The sequence below is a fragment of the Sphingomonas sanguinis genome, from assembly GCF_019297835.1.
GTDB classification, from domain to species: Bacteria; Pseudomonadota; Alphaproteobacteria; order Sphingomonadales; family Sphingomonadaceae; genus Sphingomonas; species Sphingomonas sanguinis_D.
In genome coordinates this window covers 2,222,943-2,239,795 of sequence record NZ_CP079203.1, presented here as the reverse complement: position 1 = coordinate 2,239,795, position 16,853 = coordinate 2,222,943, and the positions used below count along the sequence as shown (strand labels likewise).

17 protein-coding genes are annotated in these 16,853 nt (G+C 67.6%); 7 read left to right on the top strand and 10 right to left on the bottom strand.

All coding sequences use genetic code 11. The features are described 5' to 3' along the window. Nucleotides 1-242: 242 nt before the first annotated feature. From KV697_RS10330 to thiD, 8 genes are all read right to left on the bottom strand, one after another. The gene (locus KV697_RS10330; protein WP_219018106.1) at nucleotides 243-1,277 is read right to left on the bottom strand and encodes a sensor histidine kinase; all 1,035 of its coding nucleotides are present in this window, start codon (nucleotides 1,275-1,277) and stop codon (nucleotides 243-245) included. A 10-nt stretch (nucleotides 1,278-1,287) separates the two neighbouring features. After that, entirely contained in the window at nucleotides 1,288-1,731 is a 444-nt protein-coding gene (locus tag KV697_RS10325) for a response regulator (RefSeq protein WP_219018105.1), read from the bottom strand. Beyond that, complete coding sequence (locus KV697_RS10320; protein ID WP_219018104.1) at nucleotides 1,732-3,231, bottom strand: sensor histidine kinase; 1,500 nt, start codon at nucleotides 3,229-3,231, stop codon at nucleotides 1,732-1,734. A 78-nt stretch (nucleotides 3,232-3,309) separates the two neighbouring features. Continuing rightward, nucleotides 3,310-4,071, bottom strand: a complete 762-nt coding sequence (locus KV697_RS10315; RefSeq protein ID WP_056435726.1) for an exonuclease domain-containing protein — start codon at nucleotides 4,069-4,071, stop codon at nucleotides 3,310-3,312. 39 nt (nucleotides 4,072-4,110) lie between these two features. Beyond that, on the bottom strand, nucleotides 4,111-5,166 hold the full coding sequence (folP, locus tag KV697_RS10310; protein WP_219018103.1) for a dihydropteroate synthase: 1,056 nt from the start codon (nucleotides 5,164-5,166) through the stop codon (nucleotides 4,111-4,113). A 149-nt stretch (nucleotides 5,167-5,315) separates the two neighbouring features. Next, on the bottom strand, nucleotides 5,316-6,455 hold the full coding sequence (locus KV697_RS10305) for a site-specific DNA-methyltransferase (protein ID WP_076711879.1): 1,140 nt from the start codon (nucleotides 6,453-6,455) through the stop codon (nucleotides 5,316-5,318). Between the two features lie 234 nt (nucleotides 6,456-6,689). Then, nucleotides 6,690-7,286, bottom strand: coding sequence for a ribonuclease HII (locus KV697_RS10300; protein ID WP_219018102.1), 597 nt, complete (start codon nucleotides 7,284-7,286; stop codon nucleotides 6,690-6,692). A gap of 173 nt (nucleotides 7,287-7,459) precedes the next feature. After that, nucleotides 7,460-8,287, bottom strand: coding sequence for a bifunctional hydroxymethylpyrimidine kinase/phosphomethylpyrimidine kinase (thiD, locus tag KV697_RS10295; protein ID WP_219018101.1), 828 nt, complete (start codon nucleotides 8,285-8,287; stop codon nucleotides 7,460-7,462). A 295-nt stretch (nucleotides 8,288-8,582) separates the two neighbouring features. On the opposite strand from thiD, the gene KV697_RS10290 reads away from it, so the two are divergent. After that, on the top strand, nucleotides 8,583-9,467 hold the full coding sequence (locus KV697_RS10290; RefSeq protein WP_058746854.1) for a bestrophin family protein: 885 nt from the start codon (nucleotides 8,583-8,585) through the stop codon (nucleotides 9,465-9,467). A gap of 142 nt (nucleotides 9,468-9,609) precedes the next feature. Here KV697_RS10290 and KV697_RS10285 read toward each other — a convergent pair whose 3' ends face one another. Then, nucleotides 9,610-11,031, bottom strand: a complete 1,422-nt coding sequence (locus KV697_RS10285; protein WP_219018100.1) for a sigma-54-dependent transcriptional regulator — start codon at nucleotides 11,029-11,031, stop codon at nucleotides 9,610-9,612. Nucleotides 11,032-11,279: 248 nt separating this feature from the next. Here KV697_RS10285 and KV697_RS10280 point away from each other — a divergent pair, with 248 nt between their 5' ends. From KV697_RS10280 to KV697_RS10255, 6 genes are all read left to right on the top strand, one after another. Further along, nucleotides 11,280-11,414, top strand: coding sequence for an aa3-type cytochrome c oxidase subunit IV (locus tag KV697_RS10280; protein ID WP_257575249.1), 135 nt, complete (start codon nucleotides 11,280-11,282; stop codon nucleotides 11,412-11,414). Nucleotides 11,415-11,424: 10 nt separating this feature from the next. Continuing rightward, a complete protein-coding gene (locus tag KV697_RS10275) occupies nucleotides 11,425-12,546 on the top strand; it encodes an NAD(P) transhydrogenase subunit alpha (RefSeq protein WP_219021347.1) in 1,122 nt (373 codons plus the stop codon). A 101-nt stretch (nucleotides 12,547-12,647) separates the two neighbouring features. After that, the gene (locus KV697_RS10270; protein WP_257575248.1) at nucleotides 12,648-13,013 is read left to right on the top strand and encodes an endonuclease domain-containing protein; all 366 of its coding nucleotides are present in this window, start codon (nucleotides 12,648-12,650) and stop codon (nucleotides 13,011-13,013) included. A 2-nt stretch (nucleotides 13,014-13,015) separates the two neighbouring features. Next, a complete protein-coding gene (locus KV697_RS10265) occupies nucleotides 13,016-13,315 on the top strand; it encodes a proton-translocating transhydrogenase family protein (RefSeq protein WP_058745330.1) in 300 nt (99 codons plus the stop codon). Between the two features lie 8 nt (nucleotides 13,316-13,323). Continuing rightward, nucleotides 13,324-14,850 carry an NAD(P)(+) transhydrogenase (Re/Si-specific) subunit beta gene (locus KV697_RS10260; RefSeq protein WP_219021346.1) on the top strand — a complete coding sequence of 509 codons (1,527 nt, stop codon included), beginning with the start codon at nucleotides 13,324-13,326 and terminating at the stop codon, nucleotides 14,848-14,850. 141 nt (nucleotides 14,851-14,991) lie between these two features. After that, nucleotides 14,992-15,912: a hypothetical protein gene (locus KV697_RS10255; RefSeq protein WP_219018098.1), complete on the top strand. Its 921-nt coding sequence runs from the start codon at nucleotides 14,992-14,994 to the stop codon at nucleotides 15,910-15,912. Here the strand turns inward: KV697_RS10255 and KV697_RS10250 are convergent. Beyond that, nucleotides 15,909-16,733, bottom strand: coding sequence for an oxygenase MpaB family protein (locus KV697_RS10250; protein ID WP_219018097.1), 825 nt, complete (start codon nucleotides 16,731-16,733; stop codon nucleotides 15,909-15,911). The genes KV697_RS10255 and KV697_RS10250 overlap by 4 nt on opposite strands. Nucleotides 16,734-16,853: the final 120 nt, after the last annotated feature.

Here is a 16,853-nt window from a genome sequence, read left to right as displayed (position 1 = left end):
ATGACTTAAGCCCCTCCCGCAGGCGGTAGGGGTTTGGGGAGGGCGGGTGCCTCGTAGAGACGGTCGCTCGTGGCGTTCCCTCCCCCATCCCCTCCCGTAAACGGGAGGGGCGTGATGCGCGTAGAGGGCAGGGCTTGGCCTTCGACTTCGCTCAGGCTGAACGGAGCGAGGGAGCGGCCCTCCACAACAGCCGTTCAGCCTGAGCGAAGTCGAAGGCCACAGACAGCCCCTAACCGCAAAGCCTAAACCGGCACCCGCAACACCGCCCGGACCCCGGAATGCGCCGGGTCGTACTCCACCGCCGTCTGCAAACTCTGCGCCATCGCCCGGATCAGCTTCGCGCCCAGTCCGGTGCCTTGCGGCTTCTGGTCCGCCGCCATGCCGCAGCCGTCATCCTCGACCACCAGCACGCAGTACCCGTCCGTCTGGGTCACGAAGATCCGCACCTCGCCGCCGCTATCGGGATAGGCATATTTGCAGGAATTGGTGACGAGTTCGGTGACGATCACCCCGATCGACACCGCGCGGTCGGTCTTCACACGGATCGGTTCGGCGATCAGCGTCAGCTTGCGGGGCAGCGCGTCGCTCGACCAGCTTTCGCCCAGTTCAGCGATCAGCGCGCCCAGATAGTCGCGCAGGTCGACCTGCTCGACGTCGTTGGCGGTGTAGAGCCGCCGGTGCACCTGCGCGATCGCGCGGATGCGGCGTTGCGTGTCCTCCAACGCGTCGCGGGCGCGCGTGTCGGTCAGCACGCCCTTCTGCAAACCGATCATCGCCGAGACGAGTTGCAGCGAGTTGGCGACGCGGTGGTTCACCTCGCTCAACATCGCCTCCAGCCGGGCGTTGGTCGCGCGCAGCTCGGCCTCGGCACTGGCCTTGGCCCCTTCCAGCCGGGTGCGGTCGAGCACCTGCGCGAAGGTGGCGGACAACAGGTCGAAGAAGTCCTCGCCGACCGTCTTCACCACATAGTCGGCGGCTCCCGCCTTCAGCGCGGCGACGGCGATGCGGCCCTCGTCCGATCCGGTGACATAGACGACCGGCGGAGGGCTGGGCAGCGCGGTGATCGCGGCCAGCGTCTCCAGCCCGTCCATGCCCGGCATATAATGGTCGACCGCGACCAGATCGAAGCCGCCGTCCGCCGCCATCGCCACGCCCTCGGCCCCCGAGGCGGCCGACGTAACGTCATAGCCATGCCGCCCCAGCGCGCGCGACACCAGTCGCCGCAGCGCGTCGTCATCGTCGATATAGAGGATGCGGGGTGCCGCGCCGCTGGTCATGGCAGGGCGTTCAGCCCTCGACCTCGGGCACCTGGATCACCGACAGGAACAGGCCCAGCTGGCGGATCGCCTGGGCGAAATTCTCATAGTTCACCGGCTTGGTGATATAGACGTTGCAGCCCAGATCGTAGCAGCGCTGAATCTCGACCTTGTCGTCGGTGGTGGTCAGCACGACGACCGGGGCGCGGCGCAGCGGGCTGGTCTCTTCCTTGATCTTGGCCAGGATGTCGGTGCCGCTCATGTCGGGCAGGTTCAGGTCGAGCAGGACCAGCGCCGGGCCGCTCTTGGCCGGGCCATCGGGGGCGTTGAACAGATAGTCGAGCGCGGTCGTACCGTCGGTGAAATGCCGGATGTCGTTCAGTATGCCTGCGCGCCGGATGTTCTTCTCGATCAGGCGGGCATGGCCCTCATCGTCTTCGATCATGACGATGCCCACGGAGCGATGGTCGTTCATTCAGGCACCTTCGATGGAAAGGGAGGGGGGTAGCGACAGGAAGAAGGTCGCGCCTTGACCCAGTTGAGATTCGACGGAAATCGTGCCGCCCAGACGATAGGCGAGCGCGCGGACATGGGCGAGGCCGATACCTTCGCCCGGCTGGTCCTGCTGGCCCGAACGGCGGAACAGATCGAAGATGCGCTGATGGTCGCGCGGATCGATGCCCCGGCCATTGTCGCGCACCGCCACGATCACCCGGCCCGGCGTCTCCTGTGCGGAGACATGCACCTCGGCGGGGCGCGACGGGTGGCGGTATTTGGTCGCATTCTCGATCAGGTTGGACAGGATTTGTTCCAGCGCGATGCGGTCGCTGACGACGACCGGCATCGGCCGTTCGATCGTCACGGTGACGCCGCGATCGTCGATGACATGGCGGATCGAATCGGTGATCTGTTCGACCAGCTGATCCAGCGCGATCATCTCGGGCGCCAGCACCCGGCGCCCCTCACGACTGAGCTTCAGGATGGCGTTGATCAGCCGGTCCATCTTGGCGGTCGAGGTGCGGATGAAGCCGATCGCCTCGGGCAGGTCTTCGCGCGCGGCCAGCCGCGCTTCCTCGGTCACGATCTGCGGCGCTTCCGCCTCGGCGCGGTCGATCAGTTCCGCCAGCGGCTGGGTCGCGGCCGACAGCTCGGCGGTGAAGCCCATGACGTTGACCAAAGGCGAGCGCAGATCGTGGCTGACGATATAGGCGAAGCGCTGGATCTCCTCGTTCGCCAAAGCGAGGTCGGCGGTCCGCTCCTTGACCTGATCCTCCAGCGTGGCGTTGAGCACGGCCAGCGCGCTGCGCGAACGATGCAGGTCGCGGGTGTAGCGGCGGATCGTCAGGAAGGTGACGACCGCGACCGCGACGAACAGCAAGGCGGCGATCGCCATGACGGTAGAGAAGGTCTGGCGGCTGGCGACCTGCTCGGCATCGCGGAGGGCGAGCAGGCGGCGTTCCTCGCGCGACATGGCGTCGAACACGCGGCGCAGCTTCTGCATCCGCTGCAACCCGCTATCGGCGCGGAATTGGCGCAGCGCATCGGCCCCGCGCCCTTGCTGGACCAGGGCGTTGGTCTGGCGCTGCGCGGCGTCGAGATCGGCGAGGCGCTGCTCGACCAAGGCCATGGGCGCGCGTTGGCGGGGGTTGTCGGCGGTCAGGCGGCGGAGTTCGTCGACCTGCGGGGCCAGCTCGGTATGGGCGCGCTCGAAACTGTTCAGAAAGGCTTGGGAGCCTGCCAGCATGTAACCGCGCCGGGCGGTCTCCTGCTGCTCGGCCAGACGGCGCACCTCGATCAGGACGCTTTCCACGCGGTAGGTGTGGATGACCCAGTCGCTATGCCGGTTCGTCTGGCGCACGACATACCCCGCCGCTCCCGCCGCGACGAGCAGCGCCAGAAAGCCGATCGCCATGGCGGCGACCAGGATGCGGCCGATGGGATTTTCGACCGGTGAGAGCGTGGGAGACCCCTGCATGGCGTCATGCCTTATCGAAGGAAAAGCAGCGACGCCAGAGCCGTTACGTCAGCATTACGGTATCAATTAAACGTGGCATTACAGCAGCAGTTCCTGCGGGCTAGGCCGCCCGACATGACCGCCGCCACGCCGCCGCGCCATCTCGGTCTCGGCGGTGAATCGGACGTCGGGGTCGCGGTCGCTGAGGAAGCCGATCAGCGAGTCCTCGTCGATCTCGCGCCAGTCCTTGCCGCGATCCGGGCCGTAGCGGACACGCGGCAACAGCCCCGGACTGCGCGACCATTCTAGCAGCTGCGCCAGGCTCGCCTCGTTCAGCTGGTCGCGCAGGTGATGCGCGGTGACATAGGCGTCCGGGAAGGCGCGGTGGATGGGCAGGCCGCGCTCGTGGACCAGCCCGTGCGGCTTGCGCCAGTAACGCAGCACCTGGTTGGAGAAGCTGGGGCTGTCGGGCCACAGGCGCAGCGCGCATTTCCAGGTGCAGATCCAGTCGGCCGACTGGGTCATGGCCGGGGTGCAATATTGCTGCTCGAAATCCGCGCGATGTGCCGCCAGCGCCAGGCGGCGCGGCCAGGGATCGAGGACGCGACGCGCGACGTCATGCCACCAGGGGGCGTCGGCAACCTGTTCGTCCAGGATATGGTGGATGGCCTGGGTGATCGGCGGAATGGGGCGGCCGGGATTGACGAGAATGCTGCCGCCTTCGCCCTCCAACTCCCAGCGGCCGTCCTTGCCCAGCGCGACATCCTGCCAGCCGATCTCGCACACGCCATGCGTTGGTGGGGCCTGTCCGGTGGTCTCCAGGTCGATGACGCGGATGATCTGGGGCTGGGGACGCTGCATCGCCCCTATGTGGGCGTTTGGGCCCCGAAAAGCGAGGGCTTATCCGATCAGCGCACGGTCGCGCAGGCCGCGCCAGACGTGCAGCGCCTGTACGGTTTCCGCCACGTCATGCACGCGGATCAGCTGGACTCCCGCTTCCGCGCCCTTGATCGCCAGCGCCAGCGATCCGCCGAGCCGCGCATCGACCGGGGCCTCGTTCGACAGCGCGCCGATCATCCGCTTGCGGCTGGCCCCCAGCATGATCGGGCAGCCCAGGCCGTGGAAGATGGCCAAGCCATTGATGAGCGCCAGATTGTCGGTCAGCGACTTGCCGAAGCCGATGCCGGGATCGACCATGATCCGCGACCGGGGAACCCCCCCCGCCTCGACCGCCGCGATGCGTGCCTCCAGCCAGTCGAACACTTGCGTGAGGACATCGGCATAACCGACCCGGCCATGGCCGCCCTTGTCGGGGTCGGGGGAGTGCATCAGGATGACGGGGCAGCCCGCCTTGGCCACCACCTCCAGCGCGCGGTCGTCCCATAGCAGAGCGGCGACATCGTTGACGATCCCCGCGCCCGCCGCCAGCGCGGCCTCCATCACGGCGGCCTTGCGCGTGTCGATCGACACCAGCGCGCCGCCCTTGGCCAGTCGCTCGACGACGGGGGCGGTGCGCGCGACCTCGTCACCTTCCCAGACGGTCGCGGCACCGGGGCGGGTGGACTCGCCGCCCAGGTCGATGACCGCCGCGCCCATCGCCGCCATCGCCATGCCGCTGTCGGCGGCGGCAGCCGGGTCGCCGATATGCTTGCCGCCGTCGGAGAAGCTGTCGGGGGTGACGTTCAGGATGGCGGCGACCTGCGGCTGGTCGAAGCGCAGGGTGCGCGGACCCATGGCCCAAGGCGCACGGGGCGACGTGAAGGCGGCATGAAGGGCCTCGGCACGCGGGGAGCCGCCCAGTTCCTCCGCGAACCGCGCGACGGGGACGATGCGGCAGCTTGTATCTTCGCGGACCTCATAGGCGGCGAACCACTGCATTCCGCCCGCCAGCCGCGCGACGCTGCCGTCTTCCAGTCCCACGGGGGTGTCGACGAATTGGACGGGGCGCAGGTGCATGGTCGTGTTCCTAAAATCCTCCCCGGCACGGGGAGGGGGACCGCCGCGAAGCGGTGGTGGAGGGGGCGTGCCGCTAAGCGAGTCCCTTGTGGAAGCCCCCCTCCGTCAGGCCTGCGGCCTGCCACCTCCCCGTGCCGGGGAGGATCGTTTTATGGCTGCGTCGCCAGCAACCAGGTCTGGCGCATCGCGTCGATCGGCTTTAGCGCGCCTTCCAGCTCGTAATGCCAGAAGGTCCAGCCATTGCAGGTCGGCCGGTTCTGCAACACCGAGCCCAGCCGGTGGATCGACCCCGCCTGCCCGCATTCGGACAGCAGCGACCCGTCCGCGCGCACCGTCGCGCGCCACTTCCGCTTGGCGTCCATCAACGGCATGCCAGGCAGCAGATAGCCATTTTCGACCAAGGTCCCGAACGCGACCTTGGGCTGCGCCTTGGGGCTCTGCATCGTCGCCAGCGCGCTTTCGTCGAGCGGCAGGGCGGCCTCGATCCGCTCGATCGCCGCGGCGCAATAGGTCGGCTCGCGCTCGATCCCGATCCAGCGGCGGCCGAGTCGCTTGGCGACCGCCCCGGTCGTGCCGGTGCCGAAGAACGGGTCTGCGATCACGTCGCCCGGCCGGGTGCATGCGAGCAGAATGCGATAGAGCAAAGCCTCGGGCTTCTGGGTCGGATGGACCTTGTGCCCATCCTTCTTCAGCCGCTCCTGACCGCCGCAGATCGGGAACTCCCAGTCCGAGCGCATTTGGATTTCGTCGTTCAGCGTCTTCATCGAACGATAATTGAAGGTGTATTTCGCCTTCTCGCCCTTCGACGCCCAGATCAGTGTCTCGTGCGCGTTGGTGAAACGGGTGCCCTTGAAATTGGGCATGGGGTTCGACTTGCGCCAGATGATGTCGTTGAGGATCCAGAAGCCCAGATCCTGCACTGCGGTCCCGACGCGGAAGATGTTGTGATAGCTGCCGATGACCCAGAGCGAGCCATTGTCCTTCAGGACGCGGTAGCATTCGGCCAGCCACAAGCGGGTGAAGGCGTCGTAGGCGGCGAAGGTGTCGAACTTGTCCCAGGCGTCGGTGACGGCATCGACATGGCTGCCATCGGGGCGGAACAGCTCGCCGCCGAGCTGGAGATTATAGGGCGGGTCGGCGAACACCATGTCGACCGACTTGTCGGGCAGCGAGCGAAGCGCCGCGATACAATCGCCCATCAGGATCTGATCGAGCGGCAGGTCGCTTTCGCGGTGCGCCGATACCGGCCGCGTCCCGATCGGCTTTCCCACCGTCTGGATCACCCCCATGCTACCCGTTCCTTCTACCCTCGAACCCTCGCATCGGCCCGGAACGAGTCACACGTCAAGAGGCGATTCGCACCTGCGACTCGCGCGATTCCGCCAGATTCGACGGCATGTTGCGATTTCGTGGCAGATATGGGGGCTGTGGATAACTCCGCCCCCAAGACGTGGGGGTGTGGCGATTGCGACTCGGGTTAACCGTAAAATCCTCCCCAAGCTTGCTTGGGGAGGAATGAGCGATCAAAGGTCCAGATAACATTGTGCCACCGGCGAGAAGCTGCGGCGGTGGAGGGGCGTAGGCCCGTGTTCGCGAAGCGCCGCCAGATGCGTGGCCGAGCCGTAACCCTTGTTGCTGTGCCAGCCATAGGCGGGCCATGTCTCGGCGGCGGCGATCATCATCTCGTCGCGGACATGCTTGGCGACGATCGAGGCCGCGCCGATCGCCAGCGACTTGGCATCGCCCCCGACGAGTGCGGTGGCGGCATAACCCCATTTGGGCAGTTTGTTGCCGTCGACCAGCACATGCGCGGGATGGCATCCAAGCGTTTCGACCACCGCGTCGACCGCCAGCGTCATCGCCTTCATCGTCGCCCAGAAGATGTTGAGCCGGTCGATCTCCTCGGGGTGGACGATTCCGACGCCGACCACCGCGCAAGACCGGATTTCGGCACACAGGCGCGCACGCGTCTTCTCGGTCAGCTTCTTGGAATCGTTGATGCCGCCAGGGCAGTCACGCTCGGGAAGGATCACGGCAGCCGCGACCACCGGCCCCGCCAGCGGCCCGCGCCCCGCCTCGTCCACACCGCATAAGGGTGCGGGAAAACCGGTATCGACCATGAGGCGGGCTTTATCGCGGTGGGCGCAGGATGGGAAGATGATCCTCCCCGGCACGGGGAGGGGGACCAGCCGCAGGCTGGTGGAGGGGGCGGGCCGCAAGGGATGCCCTTGGTGGCAAGCCCCCTCCACCAGCACTTGGTGCTGCCACCTCCCCGTACCGGGGAGGAAGGGATTTACCCCCAACGCGCCGCGAACGCCGCCGCGTCCCATCCTTCACGGCTCAGCGCGGCGAGCAGGTGGTAGAAGGGCACCATGCCCAGCCCATGCCCCATCGGCCCATGGCCCTGGCCCAGTCCCGGTGCCGCGGCCAGCGCGGCCTGGACGAAGGCGACGGCGCGGTCGACCGCATCGGCGAGCGGCAGACCCTGGCCCAACCCCGTCGCGATCGCGCTGGCGAGCGTGCAGCCGGTGCCGTGGGTCGAACTCGTCTCGCGCCGGGGATGCTGCCAGCGCTGCTCGCCGCCGGGCTCGACCAGCCGGTCCTCGATCACCGGGCCTTCGCCATGCCCGCCCTTGACCAGCAGCGCGCGGGTCTGGTGCCGCACCACCGCTTCGCCGCCGAGCGCCGCCAGTTCGGGCAGGTTGGGCGTGGTCAGCGCCGCCAGCGCCAGGAAACGGCGAAAGGCCGCGATCACGTCCGCGTCCGCCAGCACCGATCCGCTGGTCGCGATCATGACGGGATCGAACACGACCGGCAGTTCCAGCGCTTCCAGCCGGTCGGCGAGCGCGTGCGCGGTCTCGGCCGATCCGATCATGCCGATCTTCACCGCATCCGCGCCGATGTCGGACAGCACGCTGTCGATCTGCGCCATCACCATGTCGGTGGGGACGGGGTGCACCGCCTGCACCCCCAAGGTATTCTGCGCGGTGATCGCGGTGATTGCGGTCATCGGATAGCCGCCCAGCATCGCGACCGTCTTGATGTCCGCCTGTATGCCCGCGCCCCCTCCGGAATCGGAGCCGGCGACGATGAGAATGCGGGGCGGGGTCGGCACGGTCATATTATTTTCCGCCATGCCTTTTCGACAGGGCAGGGGCAAGCCGAACGGTGGCCGGTCATCGGCCAGCGGCAGGTTGGCCTTTCAGAAAAGTAAAGCGATCGAACGACTTGGGTTTCTGTCGGCTTCGCCCCCGATGTGGCAAGTCGATGGCGGCTTCGTAACGTTTCGTTGCCATTCCGGGCCAGGCTCTTTCCTCGCCGCGTCGCTCCATTATTTCTGCGCGCATCCAACGACAGTTTGTCGCGTTGCTGCGCCGTGGAACCTCTCCTGGGTGGCCGCACAAGGGAGACCGAATTTGATCGTCGATGCCGTACCCCGCACCCGCATCATCATTGCCGAGGTATGGCGTCCCTTGCTGGCGCTGTTCATCTGGGACGTGATCGTCACGGTCGCCTATTATGTCCTGCCGTTCAAGGCGCCCTCGCTGCCGCTGACGCTGTTCGGCACGGCGCTGGCGCTGTTCCTGGGGTTCCGGACCAATTCGGCCTATCAGCGCTGGTGGGAGGGGCGGCAGCTCTGGGGCCTGATGATCAATGCGTCGCGCAACATCGCCCGCAGTGCGCGCAATTTCCTGCCCGAACCGGAAGGGCACGACCTGAAGCGCTCGATCGTGCTGCGCCAGATCGCCTATGTGAACGCGCTGCGTTGCCAGTTGCGCAAGCAGCCGGTCGACGGCGAAGTGCTGCGCTTCCTGTCGCGCGGCGAGGCGGAGCCTGCGCTCGCCCGCACCAACACCGCCAACGGCCTGCTCGACGGCACCGGCCGCCGGATCGCGGATGCACAGCGGAAAGGATGGATCGACACCATCCAGCAGAGCCAGATGGAGTCGGTGCTGGTCGACATCGCCAACTCGCAGGGCGGCATGGAGCGGTTGAAGAATACCCCGCTGCCCAACCAGTATCGCTTCATCCCGGCCTTCTTCACCCGGCTGTTCTGTGTGCTGCTGCCGATCGGGCTGGTCGAGACGCTGGGCTTCGCGACGCCGGTGGGCTCGTCGATCGCGGGGCTGATGTTCCTGGCCGCGCTGCAGATCGGCGACGACCTGGTCGATCCGTTCAGCGACACGGTCCACGACCTGCCGCTGAGTGCCATGTGCCGGACGATCGAGATCGACCTGCTCCAGGCCATCGGCGACCCCGCGCCCGAACCGATGAAGCCGGTCGACGGGGTATTGTGGTAATTTCCTGATTCCTCCCCGGTACGGGGAGGGGGACCAGCCGCAGGCTGGTGGAGGGGGAGAGCCGCAAGGAATGTCCTGCGTGGAAGCCCCCCTCCGTCAGGCCTGACGGCCTGCCACCTCCCCGTACCGGGGAGGATATGTTTCAAGCCGCGTTGTCGATGCCCAGTTCGCCGAGCTTGCGGTACAGCGTCGACCGGCCGATCCCCAGCCGCCGCGCGACTTCGGTCATGCGGCCGCGATAATGGCCGATGGCGAGGCGGATGACATCGGCCTCGATCTCTTCCAGCGGGCGGAGATGGCCGTCGGGGCGGAACAGGCTGACCCCGCCATTGGGGCTGCCCGTCGCGGCGCTCGTCGGGACGGAGGGGCGATCGCCCAGTGAGGCGATCTGCGGGAAATCGGCGGTGGTCAGGGCATCGCCCTCGCACAGCACGGCGGCGCGGAAGAGCGCGTTCTGCAACTGACGGACATTGCCCGGCCAGTCGTAGCGACGCAGCAGGTCGAGCGCGTCGTCGGTGATGTCGAGTTCGCGCAGGCCCGGCTGCTGCGCGATCCGCTCCAGCAGATGATGGGTCAGCGCGGCGATGTCGTCGGCCCGGTCGCGTAGCGGCGGCACCGCGACATGGACGACGTTCAGCAGATAATACAGGTCTTCGCGGAAGCGCCCGGCCTCGACCGCCTCGACTAGGCGGACGTCGCTGGCCGCGATGATGCGGACATCGACCTCGCGCGCATGGCGAGCGCCCAGCGGCAGGATCGTGCCGGTCTGGAGCATGTCGAGCAGCCGCCCCTGCGTCTCGGGCGGCATCCCCGACACTTCGTCGAGGAACAGGGTCGATCCGTGCGCCTCCACCATTTTGCCGACGCGCCGTTCGAACGCGCCCGCAAAGGCGCCTTCCTCATGGCCGAAGATGATGCTGTCGAGCAGGTTGGTGGCCGTCGCGGCGCAGTTGACGCGGATCATCGGCCGCTCGGCGCGCGGGGAGGCTGCGTGGATCGCCTTGGCCAGCGACTCCTTGCCGACGCCCCCTTCGCCCTCGATCAGGACGGCGGCGCGGGTGTGCGCGGCCTTGGCCGCGACCGCCAGCGCGGCGCGGAAATCGGGGGCGTCGCCGACGATCTCGTCAAAGGCGAGGAGGGCGGGAATCTTCTCGGTCAGCGGGCGCAGCTCGCCGCTGGTCTGGCCCGCGACACAGGCTTCCAGCGCAGCGAGCAGCCGTTCCGGGGCCAGCGGCTTGACCAGGAAGTCGGTGGCGCCCGCGCGGATCGCCGCGACCGCCTGCGCCACCGAGTCGTTGGCGGTCAGCATCAGGATGGGCAGTTCGGGGCGGAGCGCGTGGCAATCGGCGATCAGCGCGGTGGCATCGGCGCCGGGCGCCCAATGGTCGATCAAGACCGCGTCCAGTTCGCGCCCCTGCGCAGAACCCAGGACGGAAGCCGCCATGTCTGCATCGGTGGCGAACAGGGTTCGCCAGCCGCCCCGCTGCGCCAGCGCCGCGATCAGGCGTTGCTGTGCCGGCTCATCGTCGATCAGCAGCAGCAAACGTTGGCCGTTGCGCGTCATAACTTGTCCTGTTGCCCCAGTTGGAGACTCTATAGCGCAACTTTGTTAAAATCTGCGTTAATTCGGGACAATCCCTTTTACGGCTTGGCAGCGCGCCGCATCACGATCGAGATTCATTCGCACGTCCCGGACATTGCACGGACCCGGCGGGTCGTTTCGGGGTTGATCCCGGTGCGCCGGTGAATATTCTTCGGACAGGTTCATGCGGCGCGCTCGATCGTGGCAGGACCATAGCGGAGGTGAGGATCATGGCGGCCAACGACACCGGCACCGGCGAGATGAAGGCGCATGTCGCCACCTATGACCTGATGATCGGGATGCTCAAATGGGGCGCCGTCGTCGCTGCCATCCTGGTGGCGATCGTCCTCTGGCTGATCGCCTGATCCCATGGCCTTGCGCATCGCGGTCCTGCGCGAAACCGCCCCCGACGAGGCGCGGGTCGCTGCTACGCCGGAAACCGTCCGGAAGCTGACCGCGCTGGGCGCGACGCTGGCGGTGGAGCGGGGCGCTGGCATGGCGGCGGGCATCGCCGACAGCGATTACGAACAGGCAGGGGGCGAGGTCGGCGAACGCGCAGAGATGCTGACGGGCGCCGCGATCGTGCTGGCGGTGCAGGCACCCGACCCCGCGACGCTGGCGGGTGCCGCGCCCGGTGCGTGGGTCGTCGCGGCGTTCGATCCGTTCCGTCGCGCCGAGACGGTGTCGGCCTATGCGGCGGCGGGGCTGGAGGCGCTGGCGATGGACTGGATGCCGCGCATCACCCGCGCCCAGTCGATGGACATCCTGTCGTCCCAGTCCAATCTGGCGGGGTATAAGGCGGTGCTGGAGGCGGCGAGCGCCTATGGTCGCGCCTTTCCGATGATGATGACCGCGGCGGGCACGATTCCCGCCGCGCGCGTCTTCGTCATGGGCGTGGGCGTCGCGGGGTTGCAGGCGATCGCGACCGCGCGGCGACTGGGGGCGCAGGTGTCGGCCACCGATGTCCGCTCGGCCACCCGCGAACAGATCCAGTCGCTGGGGGCCAAGCCGATCTTCGTCGAGGGCGTGGCGGGGATCGAGGGCGAGGGCACCGGCGGCTATGCGGGCGAGACGAGCGAGGAATATCGCCGCGCGCAAGCCGAACTGGTCGCCGGGCATATCGCCAAACAGGATATCGTCATCACCACCGCGCTGATCCCCGGCCGCCCCGCGCCCCGCCTCGTCACCGATGCGCAGATCGCGACGATGCGGCCCGGCAGCGTGATCGTCGACCTGGCGGTCGAGGCGGGCGGCAATGTCGAGGGTGCGGTGGCGGGCGAGGTGGTCGAGCGGCACGGCGTCAGGATCATCGGCCACCGCAACATGCCCAGCCGGTTGGCGGCGGACGCCTCGGCGTTGTTCGCACGCAATTTGCACAATTTCCTCGCGGCCTTCTGGGACAAGGAGGCCGGGCGGCCGGTGCTCGACGCCGAGATCGGCGATGCGATCCGGCTGACGCAGGGTGGACAGGTGGTGAACCCGAGGCTTTCAGCATGACAATCCTCCCCGGAACGGGGAGGGGGACCGGCGAAGCCGGTGGAGGGGGCGTGCGGCAAATGCCTCGGCCCGAAGTATCGCTGGCGCGCAAATTGAGACGGATGATGACGCTGCCGGAAGTGCTTCTTTGGCAACAGCTACGCGGTGAGCTACGCGGTGCGCCCGGCGGTTTACGATTCCGGCGACAGCATCCTGTCGGATGTTACGTTGCCGATTTTTATTGCTCGAAAGCGCGCCTGATCGTCGAAGTCGACGGCGCCATACATGGCGTCGAGGCACGGCCTATTCGCGACACGGCGCGCGACCGATATTTGAACGAAAACGGGTACAGGGTCATGCGGATCGGAGCCGCCGATATCCTACGCGATGCCGAGGCGGTGGCCGCTTCGATCGTCTCGCTGGCGGCGGCCCCCCTCCACCACTCGCCTTCGGCGAGCGGTCCCCCTCCCCGTACCGGGGAGGATTAAGTATGGACTTCATAGCGATCCTGTCGATCTTCGTGCTGGCGTGTTTCGTCGGTTATTATGTCGTCTGGTCGGTGACGCCCGCGCTGCATACGCCGTTGATGGCGGTCACCAACGCCATCTCCTCGGTCATCATCGTCGGCGCGCTGATCGCCGCCGCCGCGTCTTCCGGCGCGACGGGATCGGGCGTGGCCAAATGGCTGGGGCTGGGCGCGGTGGTGCTGGCCAGCATCAACATCTTCGGCGGCTTTGCGGTGACACAGCGGATGCTCGCCATGTACCGCAAGAAGGAGAAGCGCTCGTGATCGCCCCCGTGCCGCCCGCGCCGCTCGCCCCTGCGGTCGAGACCGTTGCCGCCAATCCCTGGGTTTCGCTCGCCTATCTGGTAGCGGGGGTGTGCTTCATTCTGGCGCTGCGCGGGCTGTCCAGCCCGACGACCAGCCAGCGGGGCAATCGCTTCGGCATGATCGGCATGGCGATCGCCATGGTGACGACGCTGGTGACCCATGTTCCGCTAGGCGGCGTGAGCGGTGCGCACGGCCCGTCTTTGGCGTTCGACGGTGACTTCGTCGATCTGGTCACGGCCTTCGAAATCCTCGCCGCGATCGGCCTGGGCGCGGCTATCGGCATCACAACCGCCCGCCGTATCGCGATGACCGCGATGCCGCAGCTGGTTGCCGCCTTCCACTCGCTCGTCGGTCTCGCCGCCGTCGCGGTCGCCTGTGCCGCCTTTCTGAATCCGGTCGCCTTCGACATTGCCGATATGGTGGTGCCGATGATCGGACAGCCCTTTGCCAGCATCCATGTCGTCAGCCGGGTGGAGATGGCGCTGGGTGTCGCGATCGGCGCGATCACCTTTTCAGGCTCGGTGATCGCCTTCCTGAAACTCAACGGCAATATGGGGGGCAAGCCGATCCTGCTGCCCGGTCGCCACGCGCTGAACGCGGGGTTGCTGGGTGCGATCGTGATCCTGGTGGCGATGTTCACGCGGGATCAGGCGCCGTGGATCTTCTGGACGATCACCATATTGTCCTTCGCCATCGGCTTCCTGCTGATCATCCCCATCGGCGGCGCGGACATGCCGGTCGTGGTGTCGATGCTGAACAGCTATTCGGGCTGGGCGGCCGCCGCGATGGGCTTCACCCTGCACAACAGCGCGATGATCATCACCGGCGCGCTGGTCGGCAGCTCGGGCGCGATCCTGTCCTATATCATGTGCCGGGCGATGAACCGCAGCTTCATCAGCGTGATCGCGGGCGGCTTCGGCGCGAGCGATGCGGGGGGCGCTGGCGGCGGCGCGGCGGTCGACCGCCCGTGGAAGCGCGGCAGCGCTGAGGATGCGGCCTTCCTGATGAGCCAGGCCGAACAGGTCGTCATCGTCCCCGGCTACGGCATGGCGGTGGCGCAGGCGCAGCACGTCCTGCGCGAGATGGGCGACTTGCTGAAGAAGGAAGGCGTGCGCGTCAAATACGCCATCCATCCGGTCGCGGGCCGGATGCCCGGCCATATGAACGTCCTGCTCGCCGAGGCGAATGTGCCTTACGACGAGGTGTTCGAGCTGGAGGACATCAACGCCGAATTCGCCCAGACCGATGTCGCCTTCGTGATCGGCGCGAACGATGTAACCAACCCGGCGGCCAAGACCGACAAGTCCTCGCCCATCTACGGGATGCCGGTGCTCGACGTCGAAAAGGCCAAGACGGTGCTGTTCATCAAGCGCTCGATGGGCGGCGTCGGCTATGCTGGGGTCGATAACGAGCTATTTTATCGCGATAATACGATGATGCTGCTGGCGGACGCGAAGAAGATGGTCGAAGAGATCGTCAAGGCACTCGGCTGAGTGTCCGATTCGGACTGACGTCGACTCCCGGACGTCGGTCGGGGTCGCATCGGTGCATGGGCGAAGGGGCGGGGGCCTCGCGCCCCTAGCGGCCGTGCGACCATGACGAAGGGCCCGCCTTATGGCGGGTAGGGGAGCGGCATGGACGAACAGGATGGTTACGGCACCGGCTTTGCGGTCGTGGTGATCGGCGCGCCCGCGCTGGCCCAGGCGGCGGCCGATCTGGTGCGGCAGGCGGGCGGACGGGTGCTGCGCCACGTCCTCTGGCCCGCAGTGGCGGCGGAGATCGGGCAACAGGCGGGGCGCCCGCTGCTGCTGATCGATACCCACGGCGCGGAGGCGGCGGTGATGGAGATCGCGCTCGCCCGGATCGACGCGGTCGCCACCGCGCTCGATCTGCCCATCGTCGTCAGCATGGTCACGGGCGATATCGATCTGGTTGCCGCGATGCTGCTCGGCCCGCGCGTCGCGATGCTGTGCGATGCCAGCGCGCTGGAACTGGTCGCCGCGCTGGCGCTGGCCGGGGCCAGCCAAAGCGGTGCGACCATGCTTCATGCCCATGTGCGGGAGGGTGAGTCCGAACGGCTGCGCAAGCTGAATGCCGAGGTCGCGCGCATCGCCGAGGCGCTGGCGAAATTGTCGGTGCAGGAGGATGAGGACCGGCACGGCGGCGTCAGCGATCGGCATCAGAGTTTCCACGCCGCCCCGCCGCGCGCCCAGCCGGGCGACGCCGAGCTGATCCGCCGGATGATCCGCGCGCGGCGGCTGCGCGACGGGTTTTTCGAGGGCGGACTGTTCGAGGAACCGGCCTGGGACATGCTGCTCGACCTTTATGCCGCGCATCTGGAGGGGGTGCGCGTGTCGGTGTCGAGCCTGTGCATCGCCGCTGCCGTCGCGCCGACGACCGCGCTGCGCTGGATCGGCAAGATGACCGAGGCGGGGCTGTTCGCGCGCCAGCCCGATCCGCTGGACCGCCGCCGCGCCTTCATGGTGCTGACCGAGCGCGCGCTGGAGGGGATGCGCGGCTATCTGAACGCGCTGCGGCGGCTGGAAAATTCCTAACCCGCCAGCGCCCAGCGGATCGCGCCGCCCAACCCCCGCGTGCCCGCCCGGATCGCCGGTCTGACCGCGCCATAGCCGTCCAGTCCGTGCAGCCGCGCCGCCCAATCGGGCAGCAATGCGGTCCCCGCCTGGGTCAGCCAGTTGCTGACCGGCGCTAGCGCGGGGCTGGGCGCGGGCTGGTTTAGGAGAGTGCGGGCCACCGCCCGCGTCCGCGCATCGACGCGCAGTTCGGGGCGGATCGAATCGAGGAAGCGCGCCAGTTCGCGCCGGTTCTCGGGCACCTGCTCGGCGCCCAGCCGCCGGGCGATCCCCGCCATTTCGGCGAGATAGCGATCCGCTTCGGCATCGGAAAAATCGGGATCGCGATAGGTGCGGTGCGCGCGCAAGAAGCTGTCGACCTCGGCGGCATGGACGAAGGTCAGCAGATGCGGGTCGTTCGCCGAATAGGGCGTGCCGTCGGGCAGGGTGCCGCCGACCCGGTCATGCACTGCCCGCACGCGCGCGATCATCCGCTCGGCCGCCTCGGTCGCGCCGTACGTGGTGACCGAGATGAACCCCGCCGTCCGCCGCAGCCGCCCGGCCATGTCGCGGCGGAAATCGCTATGGTCCCATACGCCCGCGAGCGCGGCGGGATGCAGCATCTGGATCAGCAGCGAAGCGATCCCGCCCGCCATCATCGCGGTGAAATCGCCGTGTACGGCCCATGTCGCGGAGCCGGGACCGAACAATCCGTCATCGCCCGGCGGCCGGGTCAGGTCGAGATCGCGGCTGCCCACCACGTCGCGTATCTGGTCGGCGATCTGGCGGCGGACGGGAAGCATGAATGGTGAATGCGCCGCGCGGCGGGGTGTTGCGGACTGTTGGACGTTCTTAGTCCCCACCTCCGTTCGCACTGAGCGAAGTCGAAGTGCACGCCCGGCGCTTGCGGCTAGGTTAGTCCC